This window comes from Streptomyces sp. (genome assembly GCF_036566765.1).
Taxonomy (GTDB): domain Bacteria; phylum Actinomycetota; class Actinomycetes; order Streptomycetales; family Streptomycetaceae; genus Streptomyces.
In genome coordinates this window covers 1-17,512 of sequence record NZ_DATCVQ010000194.1, presented here as the reverse complement: position 1 = coordinate 17,512, position 17,512 = coordinate 1, and the positions used below count along the sequence as shown (strand labels likewise).

Here is a 17,512-nt window from a genome sequence, read left to right as displayed (position 1 = left end):
GCGATAGAGCGTGGCGAAGGGTAGGGCGGTCGGGGCCATGGCCGGTATCCGGGTGGCGGCCTGCTCGGCTTCGGCGATCCCCTCCAGGGCGCGCGACTCGTCCCCGCCCCAGGCGTGGGTGTAGGCCCTCGCGCACAGCAGTCGCAGGTGCATGTCAGCTTGAGCCGTCGTACGCACGCCGGCTGCCGTCAGCTGGTCGATGCCCCTCGACATGACGGCGGCGGCGAGGTCGGGGCGCCCTTGGATGCGCAGCATCATGCCCAGCGCTCGCGCCGAGGCGGCCTTGGCCACTGGGTCTTCGGACCGGCCGGCGTACAGCATCGACCGATCCGCCGTCAGCCGAGCGGAGGGCCTGTTGCCGACCTTGTTGAGGGTGTCGGTGGCTAGACCATGCGCCGCCGAGACCAGCGCCCACGCTGCGGGGGTGTCGGCTCGTTCGGCCGCCTCTACCGCTGATGCGAGCAGGCCGGGCAGAGCGGTTACCAGGCTGGCCAGGTCGCTGGTGTCGAATTGGCGGCGTGCTCTCCGCAGCTGCTGGGCGATCTGCGTCGGTTCGGTGGGGTGGCTGGGTTGTGGCGGCACCGCCAGAGCGTCGTCCAGGCGTTGGAGTGCCGCCAGTGGGATGGTCAGCCCGGCCGCGAGTAGTGTGCGACGCCGCATTGGTTCGGTCCCCTCGTCGTCATGGCTCCCACCTCGTACTGTAACCGCATGGTGGCGTTGTGTAACAGATTTGGAGCGCTGGAGTGGCCAGGCTGCGGCGCCGGGGCGTAACTGCTCCGGCGACACCTCGTAGAGGCGGCACAGCATGTACCTGTAGTCCGGGCGTATGCCCCTATCGCCGTGTTCCCACCGGCACAGCATCGAGGTGGTGACGTCGGGTTGAGGCTGTCCATCAGCCTCGTACAGGGCCAGGAGTTTGGCCAGCGCCTGCGGTCGGGACCAGCCGCGCGCTAACCGCCACGCCTCCAGCGGCAAGATGTCCGGCAGCCGCTGAAGAATAGCCGCGGCCACCTGCGCGGCCCCCATGCCTTGATCCACGCATGCCCGGCGGATGGCGCGGGCCTGGCGGGCTAGGTCGGCCCGCCGTGCTCGACTCATAGCGACCACGGGATGAGCGTAACGTCCGGCTCCGTCGAGGCACATTGCCGCAGCGGCAATGCCCCTGCCCCGGCATTGATGCCATGCGGGCAAGGGCGGGACCGTGTGGCGCAGGCCACGAGCCGAGCACACGGGAGGACAAATGCACTCCGGTCACCGCATAGGAGCTGATCAGCGCGATTGCGAGCACGACGCTGTGGGTGCCGCCCTGGCGGAAATCTCGGCCCGAGTCGCGCAGGCGCGGACGGCCGCTGCGACCCAGGGCTTACGCCTCCATCCGCCGTTGCTGCTGCTAGGCACCATGGAACGGGTCGGCTCCAACTGGCTGTCGGACACGCTACGCGTGCTCATGGATCAGCACAACGAGCCGCTACGTCAACAGCTCGCCGCCGATCATCCGCTGTCACCGCTGAACCCAGACGCGGTCGGCCTGGCCGAGGTCGGCCAACACCTCACCCCGTACGGCACACACTGGCTGGCGGCGTTCGCGGTGGCGAAGTACGCGCCAGTCCGGCAGGTGGTCAAAGAGACGAACCTCTTCCTGGCCGTGCCGAACGTGCTGGCGATGTTCCCGGACGCGCCCGTGGCCGTGCTCACGCGCAGCCCGCTGGGCGTTGCCAGCTCCTTCGCACGGGGCGCCCTGTTCGACCGGTGGGGCTACGCCGCCAGGTACCGCCACATGGTGACGATGACACGCCGCCCGGCGTGGAAGACATGGGCCGATCTGGTGCCCGACGACAAGCCGAGCGAACTGGTGGCGCTGGTCCGGCTGCACGTGCTCAACACGCTGCTGCTGGCCGGCGCGCTCGACGGCCGCGAGGTGGTCACCATCGCCTACGAAGACGCCGTGACCCACCGGAACGCGGCATGGGCCGGCCTGGCTCGGCTTCTGCCAGAGCTTGAGGGCGTGCCGCTTCCCGTCGCCGCCGTGGCTCGGGCGCCGATCGGGGAGGACACGTTCGCGACGACAGTGAACAAGACGCGACTGGTTGCCGAGCTCAGCGCCCGCTCGGCCGAAGTCGTGCGTGAGACCCTCACAGCATCCCTGGCCGCAGCCAAGCAGCTGGTGGCGGAGCAGGCGATCTCGTCCGAGGCGATGGGAAGGGCCGCGGGCTGGCTGTCCGGAGACCACCTGTACGCGTTGGCTCCGCCCCCGGCTACCGCCGCCTCCCGCGTCAGGGGTGCCAGCTCTTCCACGGTCACCGAGCCGGTCCCATGCCCGGTCGCGTGGCTGCCTCGCGGACAGGTGGCGTGGCGTAACCTGCTGGTCACCAACGCCGAATACGCTCACTTCCTCAACGAGCTCGTCGACCACGGCCTGCACAACACCTCCGGCGGCGCGTACGTGCTGTGCTGCGAGATGCCGCACGAGCGAGGCGGACGCCTCCACCGCGACCCCTACGGCGGCCGGTGGACGGTCAGCCCCGGCTTCGAGAACCATCCGGCGTACTGGGTGACTTGGATCGGCGCTGCCGCGTTTGCGGCCCGCCACGGCGCCCGCCTGCCGCTGCTGTCTGAGATGGCTGGCCTGATGGCCGGTGCCACGGCCACCAACGCCGACTATGCGGTGGGTGACACCGTGGCGATCATCGAACGGGGCCGCGGCGATGATGAGATCCACCACCTGCTCGGCAACGTTCAGGTGTGGTGCGTCGACGGGCCCAATGCGGGCGACGGGCCCGTGAGCAGATGGCTGACTGGGGCAGCATGGAACACCCCGTCCGCACGGGAGGAAGTCACCCGGCTGAGGCACCGCCACCTGGCGGGCAGCTCTCGCGGCGTCGGCATCCGCCTCATCGCCGACGATCTCGGCCGGCCGATGCCAGTCGACCTGGTGGCCGGGTTGCTGAGCGAATGGATGAGCAGCCTGGCCGAGCGCAGCCTGCCCTTGAGCATGCTGGATGGCCGCCTGGTGGCAGCGTTCACGCGGTCACAGGCCGATGTTCGCCTTGGCGCCCATGTAGGACCCGGCGCCGGGGAACCCGGCTTGGGCCAGGTCGGCGAAGCAGGCGGAGAAGCCGTGCTGGGTCAGATCGGTGAGCTTGACCCACTCCACACCCCGGATCGGAGTGGTATCAGCGCCCTCGGCGATGTCGCCCACGATGCCGCCGGTCCGGATGATCTCGAACGTCATGTGCACCACGTTGGCGGGCAGGTGGTCGCACACGTAGAGGAGACGGCCGACCTCGACGTCCAACCCGGTCTCTTCGTGCATCTCCCGCACCAGGGCGTCGGCCAGGCCCTCGCCAACCTCGACCTTCCCTCCGGGAAGCGACCAGGACCGCTCGGTGTCGGCGTCCTGGTTGAGCAGCAGCAGACAGTCGTTCTCGATGAGAACGCCGGTGACGCGTACGACCTTCACCCCGGCAACCTATCCGAGGACGGCCTCCGATGAGCGGAACCCAGCGGACACGGGTCGTGGTGGCGGCCGGCGGACTAGGGACACGGGTTCGTTCCTGGGCTCGCTACCTGCCTAAGGAGTTCTTGCCGGTTGACGGCCGCCCCGGCATCGTGCACATCCTGGAGGAGATCGCTCAGCTCGGCCCCGCTCACGTGGTCATCGTGCACCACCCGTACTACGCGCCCTTCGCCGAGTGGGCTCGCCAGGCGCTCAGCCCGCACAGCCGCAGCCGCTACCTGCGGGCGGCCGGGCAGGACCTCGTCGAACCCGACCGGTACCGGCATCTGCGTGTGGAGTTCGTCGCCCAGCGCGGCCCCTACGCGGACCTGACGTCCGTCTTCAACGCCGACGACCACTTCGCTTCCACGGCGACCGGGGCCGGGGAGCTGTACGTGGTCTTCTCCGACAACCTCTACCCCGGGGTGAACCCGCTGCTCGATCTGGCCAAGGCTCCCCCGGGGGTGAGCGTCCTGGCACGTCCCTACCGCGATGGACTGGCCGCGCACCGCGGTGTCCTTGTCACCGCGTCGGGCCCGCATCCCCGGCAGGTACTCGGCCTCACCGAGAAACCCGAGCCTGCCTCCGCTCGTGCCCTCGAACGCGAACATGGCCGCAGCAACCTGCTCTTGCTGGAAGGGCGGGCCCGTCTCAGCGCCGACTTCATCGCCTTCGCCCGCGCTCGCGTCTGGCCCTCGAACGTCGAACCGAAACTCGCCCTGGTGGTCGACGCCTACGCCCGCGCTCACCCTGTCCATGCGATCCAGACCAGCAGCACCGTGATCGACCTCGGCACGCCTGAGCCGGTGCCAGCTATGGCCGGTTCCGAGATCGTCCAGGTAGGTAAATGACCTCGACGAGATCGGCCAAGTCGACGTACTCGCCGAGGTGGGCGAGGCTGCAGTACGCCTGGTGGTAGCGGCGACCGTTCACGACCTGGGAGACGCGCAGGCAGGCGCGCTTGTCGAGCACAATGACCTCGACCAGGAGCCCGTCGGGGCCGCGCCAAACTGCCATTCGACCAGGCTAGCTGAAACGGACATTCGGTACGCAACGCGGACATAGAAGCGCCCCGGCCGCAGGGAAGCGACCGGGGCGCATATATGTGGACACCCCCAGTGGGTGCGGGAATCAGAGGGATCGCCTCTGCTCAGAACATCGGCGGCGTGGCCAAGACGACCTGGGCCGGCGGGTAGTAGCGGGCGTGAGCCACCCACATGGAGGCCAGCCGGGCGAGCGTGTCGTAGTCGTCGCGGCGGACAGCGCACCGCCACACGTGCAGCCACCAGCCGAACGCTGCGCTGAGCACCCCGCTGTGGTCGTCAGCCGCTGCGGCCTCCTCGATGACGTCGAGGGTCGCCACAGGGGGTTCCGGCTCGTCGTCTCGGACGCAGGCGTGGACGCGGTGCTCGGCCTCGCAGGTGAGGGCCAGCAGACGGCACAGGGCCATGTCCTGCTCGCGGTGGATCGCCTCGAACAGCTGGAATTGGCAGTCGAACACGGTAACCCACGCTTCGCCGGGATCGCGTTCGGCGAGAGCCCTCGTGATCTCCGCCTCGCAGGCCGGCCAGTCCATATCGGCCGGCATCAGGGACTCTGGCGCCGGGCTGTTGGTCTGGGTCATGATGCCCGCTCTGCCCGGCTCGTAGGGAAGCCTCGTGCGTTGTCCGCGATCTGCTGGCCGCGCTGCCGGTCGTAGAACTCGTCCACCTGCCGCCGCAGGTACTCCTGGTCTGCGAGCTTCCGTTCCGCCTCGCAAGCGCGGTCTTCCTCGAACTGGCTCATGACGCCCGCCTCTCTGCGGTCGGTAGTCGGTCTTGGTAGTCGCGGCCTCGGTTGAAAGCCGACACGACGTGCTCGGCCGGGAGGCCGTCCCGCCACGCGAGGATCCGGCCCAGCCCGATGCGGAGCCCTTGAAGCTCCCGGGCCGTGAGATCTGTTCCGCGGTCATAGCCGGCGGTCTGCGCCGCCTCGTACTCGGCGAGCACTCGTTGGGCGTCAGCGGCCAGCGTGTCGATGAGTTCTTGGATGCCGCAACCGATCTGTTCAGGGATCACGGTGATCTCCTTGTCACCGGGGGAGGGTGTGTCCCAGCCGCAGGGTTTCGGCTGGGGCACACCCGGATCGTGGGGGAATGCGTGCGGGTGTCAGCCGAGCAGCTCGTGCAGCATCGCCTCGTGTGCGGCGAAAAGGCGCCCCTCGTAGGCGTCTGCGAGGTGGGCCACCAGGACGGCGTAGCTGTCGGCCCGCACCCACGCGGCCCTTTTGGCGTCGTCCGCTCCCACCGGAAGCGGAAGGTCCTTCTGGCGGGCGGTGCCCAGGTGGAGTCTGGCGGGCACGGTCACCATCCACGCCTCATCTGAGGCGCGCGGGTCGGGCACGTACCGAGCCGGCAGTACGTCCCAGGCACCTTCGAGCGCTAGCCCCGTCTCCTCCTTAAGCTCGCGGGCAGCGGCGTCGGCCGGATCCTCGCCCGGCTCCACGGTGCCGCCTGGCAGCGCCCAGCCGTGGCCGTCGTCCCGCTCCACCATGACCAGCCAGCGTCCGTCCTCGGCGTAGACGGTGACGATGGCGTCCGCCGCCATTTGCTCACCCCAGTGGCCAAGCTCGGAGCGGCCGTACCGGACGCCGGTCGGGTGCTCGGCTCGGCGCGGGTTGACGGGGCGCCCGTCGACGACCTCGAACGGGATCGCCGCGGCGGCCTGGCGGGGCGCCCAGTCGATCTGCGTGGGGTCGGTCTGGGGGTCGGCCCATCCCTCGGCCACGCCTCGGCTGAGGACGTCGGGGTGCGTGTAAGTATCCATCTGCTTCTTCTCCTGAGGGGGTTAGCGCCGGATGACCGGCTTGGTCACGTCGCGGTGCTCCAGGTGGACCTCGAAGCCAGCCGCGGTGAGGAGTCGAGCGCACTCGGCCGCCATGACCACCGATCGGTGGCGGCCTCCCGCGCAGCCGAAAGCCACCGTGACGGGGCGGCCGACGTGATCGAGGAGGGTGCGCACCGAGGCGGCCTCATGCTCGACCCACGCCTTCGCGCCGCGGGTGGCGAGGACGTGCTGGCGTACGGTCTCGTCCAGGCCGGTCATCTCGCGCATGGCCGGGTCGACGTGCGGGTCGTGCAGTAGACGGCGGGCGTCGACGGTCACGTCCGCCTCGGGTGGCAGGTTGTGGCCATAGCCGAACGAGGTGATGGTGACCTGGCCTTTCGGCATGGTTGGTTCCTTTCTATTGGTTGGGGAGCCACTACTTCGCGGTGTTCGCCTTCTTCACCGCGTTGTCGCCGGCCCGCTGGAACGTCTCCGCTCTGCTTTTGTTGCCGGCCTCGGACTCGTGCGCGGCGGCGGCCTTCCATTCCCGGGCGACTGCCTGCCATGCCGTCTTCTGGGTCTGCTTCTTCATGACGATCTCCATCGTGTCGGTGGGAGCGGACGCTTCGGGCGCGTGACCGACCATCGGCCGGCCACTCACCCGAAACAGCCGCGCTCACGCGCTACGCAGGTCCGCCAGCAGGTCTGGCAGGTCGTCTGGTCTCACGAACACCTCGCACGCCTTACCTTCATGGCTGGGACCCACGACTTCGTGTTGAAAGAGTCGGTCCATCAGGGCCACGGCAGCCTTGTGGGGGATTCGAAGCTTGCGCTGCAGCATCGACGTCGACCCAAACTGCGTGGTCACCACCAGCTCGGCGGCCTGGATCAACAGGTTCAGGTCGTCGCCGACATCCGGCGCCTCCTCGGATGCGCTCGGGCTGGGGGCGTCGATGTCCTGGTAGGCGGGGGCGCCCTGTTTCTTGCAGTGGGCGACGATGGCCTTGATCTCTTTCTCCTCGACGAGAGGCGACTGCAGCCGGATCGGGCTACTCGCCCCCATCGGCAGGTAGAGGCCGTCGCCGGCGCCGATGAGATCCTCGGCGCCGGGTTCGTCGAGGATGACCCGCGAGTCGGTGTTGCTGGCGACGGCGAAGGCCAGCCGGGACGGCATGTTCGCTTTGATCAGACCGGTGACCACATTCACGCTGGGTCGTTGTGTGGCGACCACCAGGTGGATGCCGGCGGCGCGGGCAAGCTGGGTGATGCGCACGATGGAGTCTTCGACGTCTTTCGGCGCGACCATCATCAGGTCGGCCAGCTCGTCGATGAGCGCCAGGATGTACGGGTAGGGCTTGAGTTCTTCGGCGCCGTACGGCGCTTTCAACGTGCCGTCGCGGACGGCTGCGTTGTAGTCGTCGATGTGCTTGAACCCGTGCTCGGCCAGCGCGTCGTAGCGCCGGTCCATCTCGCCGACCACCCATTCGAGAGCTTCTGCGGCCTTACGCGGTTCGGTGATGATGGGGGTGATCAGGTGGGGGATGCCGCGGTAGGCCGACAGCTCGACCCGCTTGGGGTCGATGAGGATCATCTGTACCTGGTCCGGGGTGGCCCGGGTGAGGACACTGCAGATCAGCCCGTTGACGCACACGGACTTGCCGCTGCCGGTCGCTCCGCCGATGAGCAGGTGCGGTGTCTTGGCCAGGTTCGCGATGATGGCCTTGCCTTCGACGTCTTTACCCAGTCCGACGGTAAGTGGGTGGCGTCGCTGTTTGGCCTCCTCTGAGCGGAGGAGGTCGCCCAGTCGCACCAGGTCGCGTTCATCGTTGGGGACGTCGACTCCGATCGCCGACTTGCCCGGGACGGAGGTGAGCACGCGGGCGTGCTCGTTCTTCACCCCGAGCTTGATGTTGTTGCGGAGGGCGACGACCTTCTCCACCTTTACGCCCTTGCCAAGCTCTACGTAGTAGCGGGTCACCTGCGGTCCGCGCGCGTAGCTGATCACGTGGGCGTTGACGGAGAACTCGGCCAGAACGGCGTCGATCGCCGCGGCAGTCACGTCGTTGGCCTTCGTCCGTGCTCGCGGTGCTGGCGCGGTTTTCAGCGTCGCCACATCGGGCGGGGAGTAGGCCCTGTCTGCGGTCCGCCGGGGTTCGGTCTTCGGGGCTTCGGCTGGCTGCGTGTCCGCTTCGCTGGGCTGTTCAGGCTGCGGGGGCGCGTCGTCTCTGACCTCAGCCTCGGGTTCGGGTTCGGGGGACTCGCTCTGCTCGTCCGCCGTCTCGATCTCCTCGACCTCCTCGGCCTCGTTCGTGTATCGCCGAACGGCCGGCTGCTCGGCTGGACGCCTAGCCGAGCCGCGGCCCGGAAGAGACAGGCCGCCGAACACGAGGATGAGCCCATAGCCAGCCACCCCGACCTGGATCATGATCACGAAGAAGGCGGGGATCAGCAGCACCAGGCAGGACGCGGCCAGCCCGAGCAGGCCGCCCGCCGCAGCGAGGCGACCCCACGCCTCGGCATCCCCGATGAGGGGCGTGTCGTGCGCAAGGTGCACCATGCCGAGCACGGCGCCCAGCACGAGCGTCAGGCCGACGCCGCGGCGCATCGTGGTCACGTGGTCGTCTGGTCGGCGCCAGATCCGGATGGCTACCCACGCCAGCAGGAGGGGCGTCAGGCGGTAGCTGATGCCGAACGGTACGGCCTCGGCGTAGGCGAGGGTGTCGAGCATCTCAATGCCGTGTCCATCGCCGATAATGATCATGAGTGCGGCGCCGGTCAGGAGGTTGAGAGCGGCGCTGTCGTGTCGTTGGGCCTCGCTGACGACGGCCGGTCCGCCGGCCGAAGCGCGGATGAGGTTGCCGACGCCGCGGGCAAGACCGCAGTGGGCGGCTTTGGCCAGCGTGGAGATGTCGGCGCCCCGCTTTCGAGCGGGACGTCGAGGCGTGGGCCGGGATGGGGGGCGTCTCTGCTGGGTCTTCGGTCTTGCACGGCGGGCGGGCATCGATGTCTCCGTTCGTGATCTTCTGTGGTTACCGTGCGTGCGCGGGCGCCGAGCTATGCGGGGCGTTCCGCAGGTTGTTGCGCCAACTGTTACGTCGGGACTGTGCGGCCTCGTGTCCTTAAGGGGGGAGGGGGTTCGTGTCCGTTTTGTCGGGCGTAACTGTTACGCGTAACAGTTACGCGATCTTGGTAACAGTTACGCGTAAATGGTCACTCGCTGTGACTGTGCTCGGGGCGGGTGGTGTGGATCACCTCGTACTCGCCGAACACCTCGGTCTCCCGGATACAGCCCCACTCCTGCAACGTCTTCATGCAGCGCCGCACCCACGAGTCAGAACGCCGGGCCCGCCGCTCCAGAGCGTCATACAGAGCGTGCGGCTTGAACGTGCGCCCCTCGCCGATGTCCTCGCGCAACACCGACAGCAGGACGTCGAGGGCCTCGTTCCGGTCGATGATTGGCGTGAAGTGCGCCTCGTCGGGATCGTCGGGGAACTCGATGTCGGGCAGCGGCGGGGCGATCTCGCCCTCACCGTCGTCGTCCAGGTCGGCGTCGAGGGCCTCACGGGCCAGAGCGACGACTTGGGCCGCCTCGGGATCGTCGAGCATCGCGTCGCCGATCTGCGCGACAGCGGCCTCGGCCGCCTCGGCCGCTAGGTCGGCGATCAGATCGGCTTCGGCGTCTTCGTTCATCGGTTCGTCTCCAGCGTTGGGGTCGAGGTCGAAGCCTTCCTCGGCGGGGTCGGTTGGCGTGCTGCGCGTGGTGGCCGACGGCGGCAGCATCGCGGCGGCGGCCGACTGGTGGGCGACCAGGACTCGGCCGGGGATCGTCGCCTGCGGCCCAGCGGCTGGCATGGACTCGACGTAGCGGCCGGCGGCAGGTCCTGGCGCGAACGTCAGCGTTTTGGGGGTGCTGCCGCGTTTGGCTGCGCGGGCGGCGGCCCACTGCTCGTACGGCTCGCCGAACGTCTTGGCCGTGATGGGGTCGAGGTGGCCGCCGAGGTGACCGTACTCGGCCAGGGCTGCGGCGATGTCGCTGCCGTCCTTGGCCTTGCGGGCGAACCGGGCCGGGATGATCTGCCGGGAGAGCGGCAAGGTCGACAAGATCGTGTAGCACATGCCTGCCCGCTTGTTTCTCCACACGGATGGGTCGGCGCCCAGGTCAAGTAGTTCCTCGGGCAGGATCAGCCGGGCGTCGTCGGGGTCGTTCACGCCGAACATGAGCATGTCGCCCATGTTCGAGCGCAGGTTCACGTCGACTCGGTCGTGGATGGCCTTCTGCGCCTCGAACACGAGTTGGATGCCGCACGAGGCGGCCTGCTCCGACACCTTGGTCAGGTCCTGGGAGTTGTACAGGGCCGCGCCTTCGAAGACGTGAACCATGAGCCAGACGAGGCCGCAGCCGGGCTCCCATTCCTTGCTGATCCTGCCGAGCAGGTTGCGGGTCGGGTCGCCGAGGAACCGGCTACGAGCCGGGATCGTCTGGTTGACCATCCTGTGCAGGAACGACCGGATCTTGTGCGGGGTATCGAGCACGTAGGCCGCGCCCTCCCCGATCACGCCGAGCTGCTGGTCAGCCTTGACGGGGTCGCAGAGGATCACGGCCGAGTCGCGGCGCAGCATCACGCTCACGTCGATCTCCTCGCCCGCCTCACCCTTGCCTGCGCGGCTCATGCCGATGAGGGTCATGTGGGAAAGGGGCTTGTCGTTTCCGTCCTGGCCCGCGCCGGGCACGTGCGGCAACCACAATTCGAGCGGGGCGCCGTCGCGGTAGAGACCGAGGCCGCCGATCGGTTCCATGATCGAGGCACCTGGCTCGGAGGGACCCGCCCACGGGAACGGCGTCTTGAGCGGGTCCTTGCGCATCGCCCGGATGCCGACCCGGTCAAGGTAGTCACCGACGACGACTGAGGTGCCGCCGGCGATCCCGCCGGCGAATCGGGTGAACCGCTCAATCAACGGGGTCAAGTCGCTCGGCACGCCATTTTCGCCCAGGTCAATGCCTACGGCGAGTTCGTGGTCGTCATCTTTGAACACGGTGATCGTCGAGTCGGACAGGGTGGGCATGTGCTCGGCGACGAACCCTTTCCAGCGGGCGGGCACGGTGCCGCCTTCCCATGCACTGCCGCCGACGCGTTCGAGTTCGCGGGCGTCGCTGTTGGCGTGTCTGCGGTGCCAGATGATCGCCGAGGCGGTGCCGCCCACGGCTGCCCCGATGATCACGTACTTGTCGATGCCCCACCCGACGGTGTAGGTGACGACACCGGTCGGGGCTGCGATGTTGAACGCCTCGTGCGCGCGGCCAAGCAGGCGCCGCCCGGCGGTCAGGCGCAGCGATACCCACAAGACCACGAGCCCGGCCACGCCGACGCAGAGCGCGACGTACACCTCGACCTCGCCCCACATGGCCAGGCCGCGCGCCAACGGAGCGCCGGCCAGGGCGGCGAACAGCAGCAGCCATGGTGCGAAGGTGCGCCAGAGCTGCCCGAAGTCGCTGCCCATGTGCTGGCCGAGGTTGCGGGCGACCTTCTTTTCGGCCTTGCGCCGCTGACGCAGCTCCGTATTCGTGATCATCACACGTCCATGCGCTCGTCGTCGGGCTGCTTCTTGTCGCGGTCCTTGCCGTACTTCAGGTCACGCAGGCCATCGATCTCGACGCCGGCCAGCTTTTCGAGGGTCGGGTACACCACGCGCAGGCCGTGCCGAGCAAGGCGTACGGCGACGGCGGCTTCGATCAGGCCGATCGTGATCCGCATGGATCGGACCCACATGTCCTTACCGGATCCGCAGCCTTGTCTTTTGGCCTCTTTCAGCAGGGCGTGTACCCGCTTGGATATCTCGCGGCGGCGGCACTCGAACTCGACGGCGATGGCGCCGAGCAGCTCGTCGCCCGCCCGCCCGTAGTTCTTGACCTGCTCGGGGGTGCGGGTGGGGATACGGGCCAGGTCTGCCGCGCGGCGTGCCATGCGCTACGCCTCCTCAATCTCATACAGGGGTCGAGCAGGGGTCGGGGCGGCACCGGTCACGTCCAGCGTGATCCGAGAGCGCGGTGGGTGGCCGGCGAGGTTGTCGAGGTCCTCCGGTCGGAGTTCGCCGTTGGCGAGCCGCTCGGTCAGGTTCGGCTCAGGCTCGGCCGCGATCGCGCCTTGCCGCAGGTAGAACCATGCGGCCAGCAAGCCGGCGATGACGGCCGCGGAGGCCAGGGTGGCGACCAACAACATCGCGGCGACCATGAAGGCGCCGACCGCCAGCACCACGGCGAGCAGGACCCGCAGGGCCCGGCGGCCGATCGCCCCGCGGCGCCGGTACATGCGTTCCTGCGCCCACCACACGAGTGGCGGGATGCCGTCGTAGCGGGAGCGACACACACCCGCCACCACGGCCATCACGCCAGCACAGATCAGTAGGGCAGTCATCAAGCGCCTCCAGCGATGATCAGGGAGGCAATGAAGAGCCAGGCCACATGCCAGGACTGGTCGAGCGCGTGAGCGCCCGACCCGAGATGGCCGGCGCCCATCCGGTAGAACTCGCCCTTGCCGATCCGCTCCGCCAGGGTCTGCAGCGTGTAGCGGCGGTCGGCCCAGTAGTGCGAGGCGGCGTCCACGAGCAGGCCGAGCACGAGCCAGTCCGGCAACAGGCGGAGACCGGTGGCGAACATGACCGCGCCGAGCGCGACCGCTTTGGTGGCGGTGAGCGTGGCCACGTGGGCAAGACAGGCACGCACGCCGACCGTGGTTCGCTGCCCCTTGGCGCACGCCTGGCGGTGTGTCTGAACCCAGTGGTCGCCGAAGCTGTGGGCGGCGTACAGCGTCACGAAGACGGCGGCAAAGACGACAAGCTTGATCATCGTGTCGAGGCTCATGACTGGCCGCCTCCGCACGGCGTCTGCCGAGCCGCCCACACGCACGTCTCACAGCGGGCCGAGTAGCCCAACGTGTGGGTGGGGCAGGTCGGCATCTCCTCGCTGCGGTGGAATGCCTCGCAGAAGGGGCACTGGTAGCGGGTCATGACTGGTCTCCGGTCGAAGAGGGGACGGCGCCGTTCACCGATCCGACTGGGGCCAAAGTGGTCGCCGGCGGCGGTTCAATCGGCCGGCCCGACATCCGCACCGACCGCTCTTCGCTGGCCTCGGCGTCGCGCTCCCGCTCGACGTCGGCGATCACGTAGGACACCTGCCGTTCGCTGATCCCGTACTCGACGGCGAGCCGCTTGCGGGTCGGCTTGATCCCGTTGTCGAGGAGCATCCGGACCGCAATCGCAGCGAACTGCTTGCGGATCTCCTTGTCGTCTTCCGGGTCGGCCGGGACACCCTCAGCAAGGTGTCCCGGAGCGTTCTGCGGCGCGACGAGCGTGGCCGCCGGGGCTGCGATCGTCCTTACGGCGCCGTCGAGCGCCTCGGGGAATAGGTGTCGGAAGACGTGCATCAAAATGTGCGACCCGAAAGCAATGGAACCGACGAGCTGGCCAGCGATCAGACCGACGACGCGGCCGTCCAACTCCTTCGCCAGGACCGCGTTCGCACCCTCTCCGACCATGACGAACGTGCCCATGCCGTGCAGGTGGTTGATCACGTACGAGGTGATCGTGAAGAGGACGACCACGACGAGGCAGTACAGTCGCGGCCCGAATTTGTGCCGCAGGACGACCGCGCCAACGAGGGCCAAAACGATTAGCCCATCGGGCGCGAACGGGTACAAAAAGGCGCCCCACGAGTCGAAGTGGGCGGCTCGGGCCGCATCTGACTGGGACGTCCAGGAGCCGCGGAACGCCACTGTGATCACAGCGGCGAGGAGGACGGCCAACACGACCGCGGTCCGCCGCGCCACCGACGTCTGGGACGCCCTTTCCGGGGTGTCCCGCCCGTCCGGAGCCGAGGGCGGGGGCGCCGTCTCGACGGGCGGGGCGGTCGGCGTCGTCGGGGCTTCGGCGCGGTGGCGCCGCTTCGTGAAGCGGGACCACCGGCTGGGCGTCGGGACACCCTCGGCCGCGTGATCGGCGGGCTCGCCGTACGGCCCCGTTGTGGGCGTCTGGTCCATCGGTATCTTCTCCGTCTTAGTCGTCGTGGGTGCCGGCGGTCTGTCGTTCTGCGAGCCGTCCGGATCGCTGTCGGACGGCCGGACAGATCGGCAGAGTCAGGTGAGCAGCTCGTAGCCGATGGCGATGAGGCCGATGGCGGCGAGCGTGTACACCAGCGCGAACGCGATCATGGTGGAGGCGGTGGGACGCATGTCGGATCTCCTCGGTGGATGATGTGGCCCCCGTCTGTGGAGGCGGAGGGCTGGTGATTCGTGAACCGCCCGGCCAGGGAATGGGGGTCGGGCGGCTCACGGACCGTCAGCTCAGGGCCTGGCCTGGAGGAGGACGCTGCCTACGCCTTTGCAGACGTCGCACTTCTGGCTCAGCGGGAGGACGGGGTCGCGGCCGGAGCCTTTGCATGAGCCGCACTGGACGAGGTGGCCAGGGCAGGGGGTCTCGTTCATGTCGATCTCCTTCGATTGGGGTTGGTGCTTGATGGGTGGGGTGTCCCCGTCCCGGGCTGGCCAGGGTCTGGAGCCAGCGCCGGGACGGGGACCGGAGGCCCGGCCACCGCGATGGATCTGCGGGGGCAGCGGTATCCGGGCTGGCTTCACTGGGCGGTCTCCTGCGGCTTGGCCGCAGTTCGCAGTGCGCGGCGGATCCTCCGCTGCCACCAGCGCGGGCGGGGCTCGGCGCGGTAGTCGACGGCGCCCGCGAGCCCGTCCACGGCGGTGGCGAGCTGGTTCAGCTCCAGCCCGACCCCGACCACCTGCGGCATGTGGCTGCGCAGCTCGGTCAACTCGTGGGCGATGGCGAGCATCGCGCCGGCCTGCGCCCGCTGGATGTTCAGCTCGGCGAAGCAGAGCAGTGTCTCGTCTGAGCGTCTGTCGCCCTGCCGGTTGCCGACCTCGTCCAGCTGGTCGCTCGCCAGTTCCAGACGGCTCGCGGCGAGCGCGGCGCGCTCGGCGGCGAACGAGACGTCGTGCTCGGCCGGGTAGGAGAACGGGTCGATGGCGCTCACGCGGCCACCTCCAGCGGCGCGAGCTCGGCGGTGGCGTCGAGGAACTGCCGGACCACGACGGCGTCGGCGTAGAAGCTTCCGACGTCGGGCAGCGTGGCCACGAGCCAGTCGGCCATCGTGTGCGGCTGGACCGTGGACCCCTCCCAGGTGGCGCAGTGCTGGAGGCCGGCGGCCAGCAACTCGCGGGGCACCGTGTAGCTGGTGGCCTCGCCGCTGCCGTCGTGCAGGGGGAAGACCAGATCCACGGTGGTGGGGGTGTCGACGCTGTAGGCGAGGAACCCGGCGTGGACTTCCAGTTCGCTGCCGGTCGCCCACAGGGTGAAGGGCTGGTGCACGAAGTTCGTCATGTCAGGGAGTCCTGCGGGGTGCGTAGGTGTGGGAGCTGTTGGTGCAGCGCTTGTCGGTGCAGCCGCAGCCGTCGATCCTCGGTGCCTCGTGAGGGGACACGGCCCAGCGCAAGGTTTCGCGAGTCACTCGGTCGACCTCGTCGAGGGTGGCGGCCATCTGGGCGGGAGTCATCACGACACCGCCTGAGGGGTGTACACGTCGAGGCCCGAGAGCATCTCGGTGAAAGGTGGTGCTGCGGCCATGCTCGTCCCGTGGGCGCTCCGTACGAGGTGCAGAGCCTGTCGGAACCAGCCTTCGACGAAGGCGTCGATCGCAGCGCATTCCTCCTGTGTAAGAGGTTCGGCGTACGTCTGTGTCATGATGAAGTCGTTCCTTCCGGTTGGACGACTGGCACGGAACATGCGGGCGGCCTCGGTCTTGGAGGATGGGGGCCGCTTTCGCATGTCTGGGAAGATCGCGTTCATCGGACCGCCACCTCGCCGCTTGAGTGAGGCATCGGCGGGTCCGCATCTATCAGCGCTCGGACCTCGGCAGGGTCAAACCGGTAGTGGCCGCCTGGCGTTCGAGCCGCGCGCAGCTTGCCAGCTTTCGCCCACGCGATGACCGTCTCGGCAGTGACCCGACATGTCAGCGCAGCCTCACTGGTCTTCATCCAGGACGTGAGGAATGAGTGGCCGTTGAGTCCGGACACCGAGACAGCCCTCCAGGGAATCGGACATTCGTTGAGCTAGTACGGGATCCCCGGGAATGCGGGGGAAAGCATCCTATGATGAAAGCATCATAGGATGCCGGAAGGCTGTCAAGGAGATTGGCCTAGGATGCATGAAGAATCTTGAAATTGGCCTACGACAATTTGTTAGCCTTGGGTCATGAGTCCCGAGCCGCAGACTGGCTCTGCCAGTCGTATCGCCGCAGATCTCCGCACGGCCATCGCCGACGGGCGATTTGGCCCTGGCGCGAAACTCCCCACCGTCCGAGATCTCACCGAGCAGTACGGCGTGAGCCGCAACACCGCATCTAAGGCCATCGCTCAACTCAGCACCGAGGGGCGCATCGTCACCCGCTACGGTTCAGGCGCATATGTACGCGAAGCCCACCCTGTGAGGCGTGTCGGGCAGGATCGATACGCGCGAAGTAAGTGGGCGAACGTAACCGTCGAGGTGTACGCCGACGCAAACCACGACGGTGATCCTGCGCGACAGCAGGGCGGCCAGTCCCAGGAAGTCGCGCTGGTTGAAGCGGAGGAGCGCGCCGCGAAGGCCCTCGGCGTTGAAGCCGGAACGCTGGTCTACAAGAGAGACCGCACCATGACGCGCGACGGGCAGCCCACGCACACCATGACGAGCTACTACCGGCGTGAAGATGTCGAAGGGACAGCTATCACGGACCCCAGGCCAGGTATCGCGGGCGCTGGGGGAGGCTTCGCCATCTTGGCCGAGCACGGCCTGACTCCTGACGAGATCACAGAAGAGGTTTTTGCGCGGATGCCGACCGTGGACGAGATGGTGAATCTGGAGCTTCCGCCAGGGGAACCAGTCGTCGAACAGCATCGAGTTGTACGAACGGCGGACGGCCGGGTGATCGAGTACGCGCGAGGGGTTCACCCCGCGAGCCGCTTCGTCTGGTCTTACACGTTCAAGATCCCCGACTGAGAGTCCCATGTACCTCGCCACCCGTCCTGGCCGCGATGACAAGCCCAACGAGGACTACGTGGCCGCCGCAGTCGGCACGTTCGCCCAGGCCGTACTGCTCGACGGGGCTGGCGGCCCGTCTGAACTGCCGACTGGCTGCCATCACGGGACTCCCTGGTACGTCGCCCAGTTAGGCGAG

At 68.3% G+C, this 17,512-nt stretch carries 21 protein-coding genes and 1 pseudogene; 4 read left to right on the top strand and 18 right to left on the bottom strand.

Annotation, left to right across the window (positions count from 1 at the left end; genetic code table 11):
* Nucleotides 1–660: pseudogene (locus VIU94_RS10935) on the bottom strand (transcriptional regulator); the annotation flags it as partial.
* A 634-nt stretch (nt 661–1,294) separates the two neighbouring features.
* Between VIU94_RS10935 and VIU94_RS44895 the strand changes: the two are divergent.
* Both VIU94_RS44895 and VIU94_RS10920 read left to right on the top strand, forming a co-directional pair.
* The gene (locus VIU94_RS44895; RefSeq protein WP_422664589.1) at nt 1,295–3,493 is read left to right on the top strand and encodes an SUMF1/EgtB/PvdO family nonheme iron enzyme; all 2,199 of its coding nucleotides are present in this window, start codon (nt 1,295–1,297) and stop codon (nt 3,491–3,493) included.
* Nucleotides 3,490–4,347, top strand: coding sequence for a sugar phosphate nucleotidyltransferase (locus tag VIU94_RS10920; RefSeq protein WP_331910134.1), 858 nt, complete (start codon nt 3,490–3,492; stop codon nt 4,345–4,347). The genes VIU94_RS44895 and VIU94_RS10920 overlap by 4 nt, the downstream gene beginning before the upstream one ends.
* Here the strand turns inward: VIU94_RS10920 and VIU94_RS10915 are convergent.
* The 13 genes from VIU94_RS10915 to VIU94_RS10855 form a co-directional block, all read right to left on the bottom strand.
* Nucleotides 4,310–4,513, bottom strand: a complete 204-nt coding sequence (locus VIU94_RS10915; protein WP_331910132.1) for a hypothetical protein — start codon at nt 4,511–4,513, stop codon at nt 4,310–4,312. The genes VIU94_RS10920 and VIU94_RS10915 overlap by 38 nt on opposite strands.
* A 133-nt stretch (nt 4,514–4,646) precedes the next feature.
* Nucleotides 4,647–5,120: a hypothetical protein gene (locus VIU94_RS10910; protein ID WP_331910130.1), complete on the bottom strand. Its 474-nt coding sequence runs from the start codon at nt 5,118–5,120 to the stop codon at nt 4,647–4,649.
* Nucleotides 5,117–5,281 (bottom strand): hypothetical protein, encoded by a 165-nt coding sequence (locus VIU94_RS10905; protein WP_331910128.1) that lies wholly within the window; start codon nt 5,279–5,281, stop codon nt 5,117–5,119. The genes VIU94_RS10910 and VIU94_RS10905 overlap by 4 nt, the downstream gene beginning before the upstream one ends.
* Complete coding sequence (locus VIU94_RS10900) at nt 5,278–5,553, bottom strand: hypothetical protein (protein ID WP_331910126.1); 276 nt, start codon at nt 5,551–5,553, stop codon at nt 5,278–5,280. Before VIU94_RS10900 ends, VIU94_RS10905 begins: the two co-directional genes overlap by 4 nt.
* A 90-nt stretch (nt 5,554–5,643) precedes the next feature.
* Nucleotides 5,644–6,300: an NUDIX domain-containing protein gene (locus VIU94_RS10895; protein WP_331910124.1), complete on the bottom strand. Its 657-nt coding sequence runs from the start codon at nt 6,298–6,300 to the stop codon at nt 5,644–5,646.
* A gap of 21 nt (nt 6,301–6,321) precedes the next feature.
* A complete protein-coding gene (locus VIU94_RS10890; protein ID WP_331910122.1) occupies nt 6,322–6,705 on the bottom strand; it encodes a RapZ C-terminal domain-containing protein in 384 nt (127 codons plus the stop codon).
* A gap of 31 nt (nt 6,706–6,736) precedes the next feature.
* The gene (locus tag VIU94_RS10885; protein ID WP_331910121.1) at nt 6,737–6,892 is read right to left on the bottom strand and encodes a hypothetical protein; all 156 of its coding nucleotides are present in this window, start codon (nt 6,890–6,892) and stop codon (nt 6,737–6,739) included.
* An 84-nt stretch (nt 6,893–6,976) separates the two neighbouring features.
* The gene (locus tag VIU94_RS10880; RefSeq protein ID WP_331910120.1) at nt 6,977–9,301 is read right to left on the bottom strand and encodes a DNA translocase FtsK; all 2,325 of its coding nucleotides are present in this window, start codon (nt 9,299–9,301) and stop codon (nt 6,977–6,979) included.
* Between the two features lie 209 nt (nt 9,302–9,510).
* On the bottom strand, nt 9,511–11,685 hold the full coding sequence (locus VIU94_RS10875; protein WP_331910119.1) for a hypothetical protein: 2,175 nt from the start codon (nt 11,683–11,685) through the stop codon (nt 9,511–9,513).
* 185 nt (nt 11,686–11,870) lie between these two features.
* Nucleotides 11,871–12,263 carry a hypothetical protein gene (locus VIU94_RS10870; RefSeq protein ID WP_331910118.1) on the bottom strand — a complete coding sequence of 131 codons (393 nt, stop codon included), beginning with the start codon at nt 12,261–12,263 and terminating at the stop codon, nt 11,871–11,873.
* 3 nt (nt 12,264–12,266) lie between these two features.
* Nucleotides 12,267–12,713, bottom strand: a complete 447-nt coding sequence (locus VIU94_RS10865) for a hypothetical protein (RefSeq protein WP_331910117.1) — start codon at nt 12,711–12,713, stop codon at nt 12,267–12,269.
* Entirely contained in the window at nt 12,713–13,159 is a 447-nt protein-coding gene (locus tag VIU94_RS10860) for a transcriptional regulator (protein WP_331910116.1), read from the bottom strand. The genes VIU94_RS10865 and VIU94_RS10860 overlap by 1 nt, the downstream gene beginning before the upstream one ends.
* A gap of 142 nt (nt 13,160–13,301) precedes the next feature.
* Nucleotides 13,302–13,898 (bottom strand): hypothetical protein, encoded by a 597-nt coding sequence (locus VIU94_RS10855; RefSeq protein WP_331910114.1) that lies wholly within the window; start codon nt 13,896–13,898, stop codon nt 13,302–13,304.
* Between the two features lie 172 nt (nt 13,899–14,070).
* Here VIU94_RS10855 and VIU94_RS10850 point away from each other — a divergent pair, with 172 nt between their 5' ends.
* Nucleotides 14,071–14,289 (top strand): hypothetical protein, encoded by a 219-nt coding sequence (locus tag VIU94_RS10850; protein ID WP_331910112.1) that lies wholly within the window; start codon nt 14,071–14,073, stop codon nt 14,287–14,289.
* Nucleotides 14,290–14,923: 634 nt separating this feature from the next.
* Here the strand turns inward: VIU94_RS10850 and VIU94_RS10845 are convergent.
* From VIU94_RS10845 to VIU94_RS10830, 4 genes are all read right to left on the bottom strand, one after another.
* Nucleotides 14,924–15,334: a hypothetical protein gene (locus VIU94_RS10845; RefSeq protein ID WP_331910110.1), complete on the bottom strand. Its 411-nt coding sequence runs from the start codon at nt 15,332–15,334 to the stop codon at nt 14,924–14,926.
* Nucleotides 15,331–15,681 carry an SsgA family sporulation/cell division regulator gene (locus VIU94_RS10840; RefSeq protein ID WP_331910108.1) on the bottom strand — a complete coding sequence of 117 codons (351 nt, stop codon included), beginning with the start codon at nt 15,679–15,681 and terminating at the stop codon, nt 15,331–15,333. The genes VIU94_RS10845 and VIU94_RS10840 overlap by 4 nt, the downstream gene beginning before the upstream one ends.
* A gap of 171 nt (nt 15,682–15,852) precedes the next feature.
* On the bottom strand, nt 15,853–16,146 hold the full coding sequence (locus tag VIU94_RS10835) for a hypothetical protein (protein ID WP_331910106.1): 294 nt from the start codon (nt 16,144–16,146) through the stop codon (nt 15,853–15,855).
* Nucleotides 16,143–16,334 carry a helix-turn-helix domain-containing protein gene (locus VIU94_RS10830; RefSeq protein ID WP_331910136.1) on the bottom strand — a complete coding sequence of 64 codons (192 nt, stop codon included), beginning with the start codon at nt 16,332–16,334 and terminating at the stop codon, nt 16,143–16,145. Before VIU94_RS10830 ends, VIU94_RS10835 begins: the two co-directional genes overlap by 4 nt.
* Before the next feature lie 217 nt (nt 16,335–16,551).
* Between VIU94_RS10830 and VIU94_RS10825 the strand changes: the two genes are divergently transcribed.
* The gene (locus VIU94_RS10825) at nt 16,552–17,334 is read left to right on the top strand and encodes a GntR family transcriptional regulator (protein ID WP_331910104.1); all 783 of its coding nucleotides are present in this window, start codon (nt 16,552–16,554) and stop codon (nt 17,332–17,334) included.
* Nucleotides 17,335–17,512 lie beyond the last annotated feature (178 nt).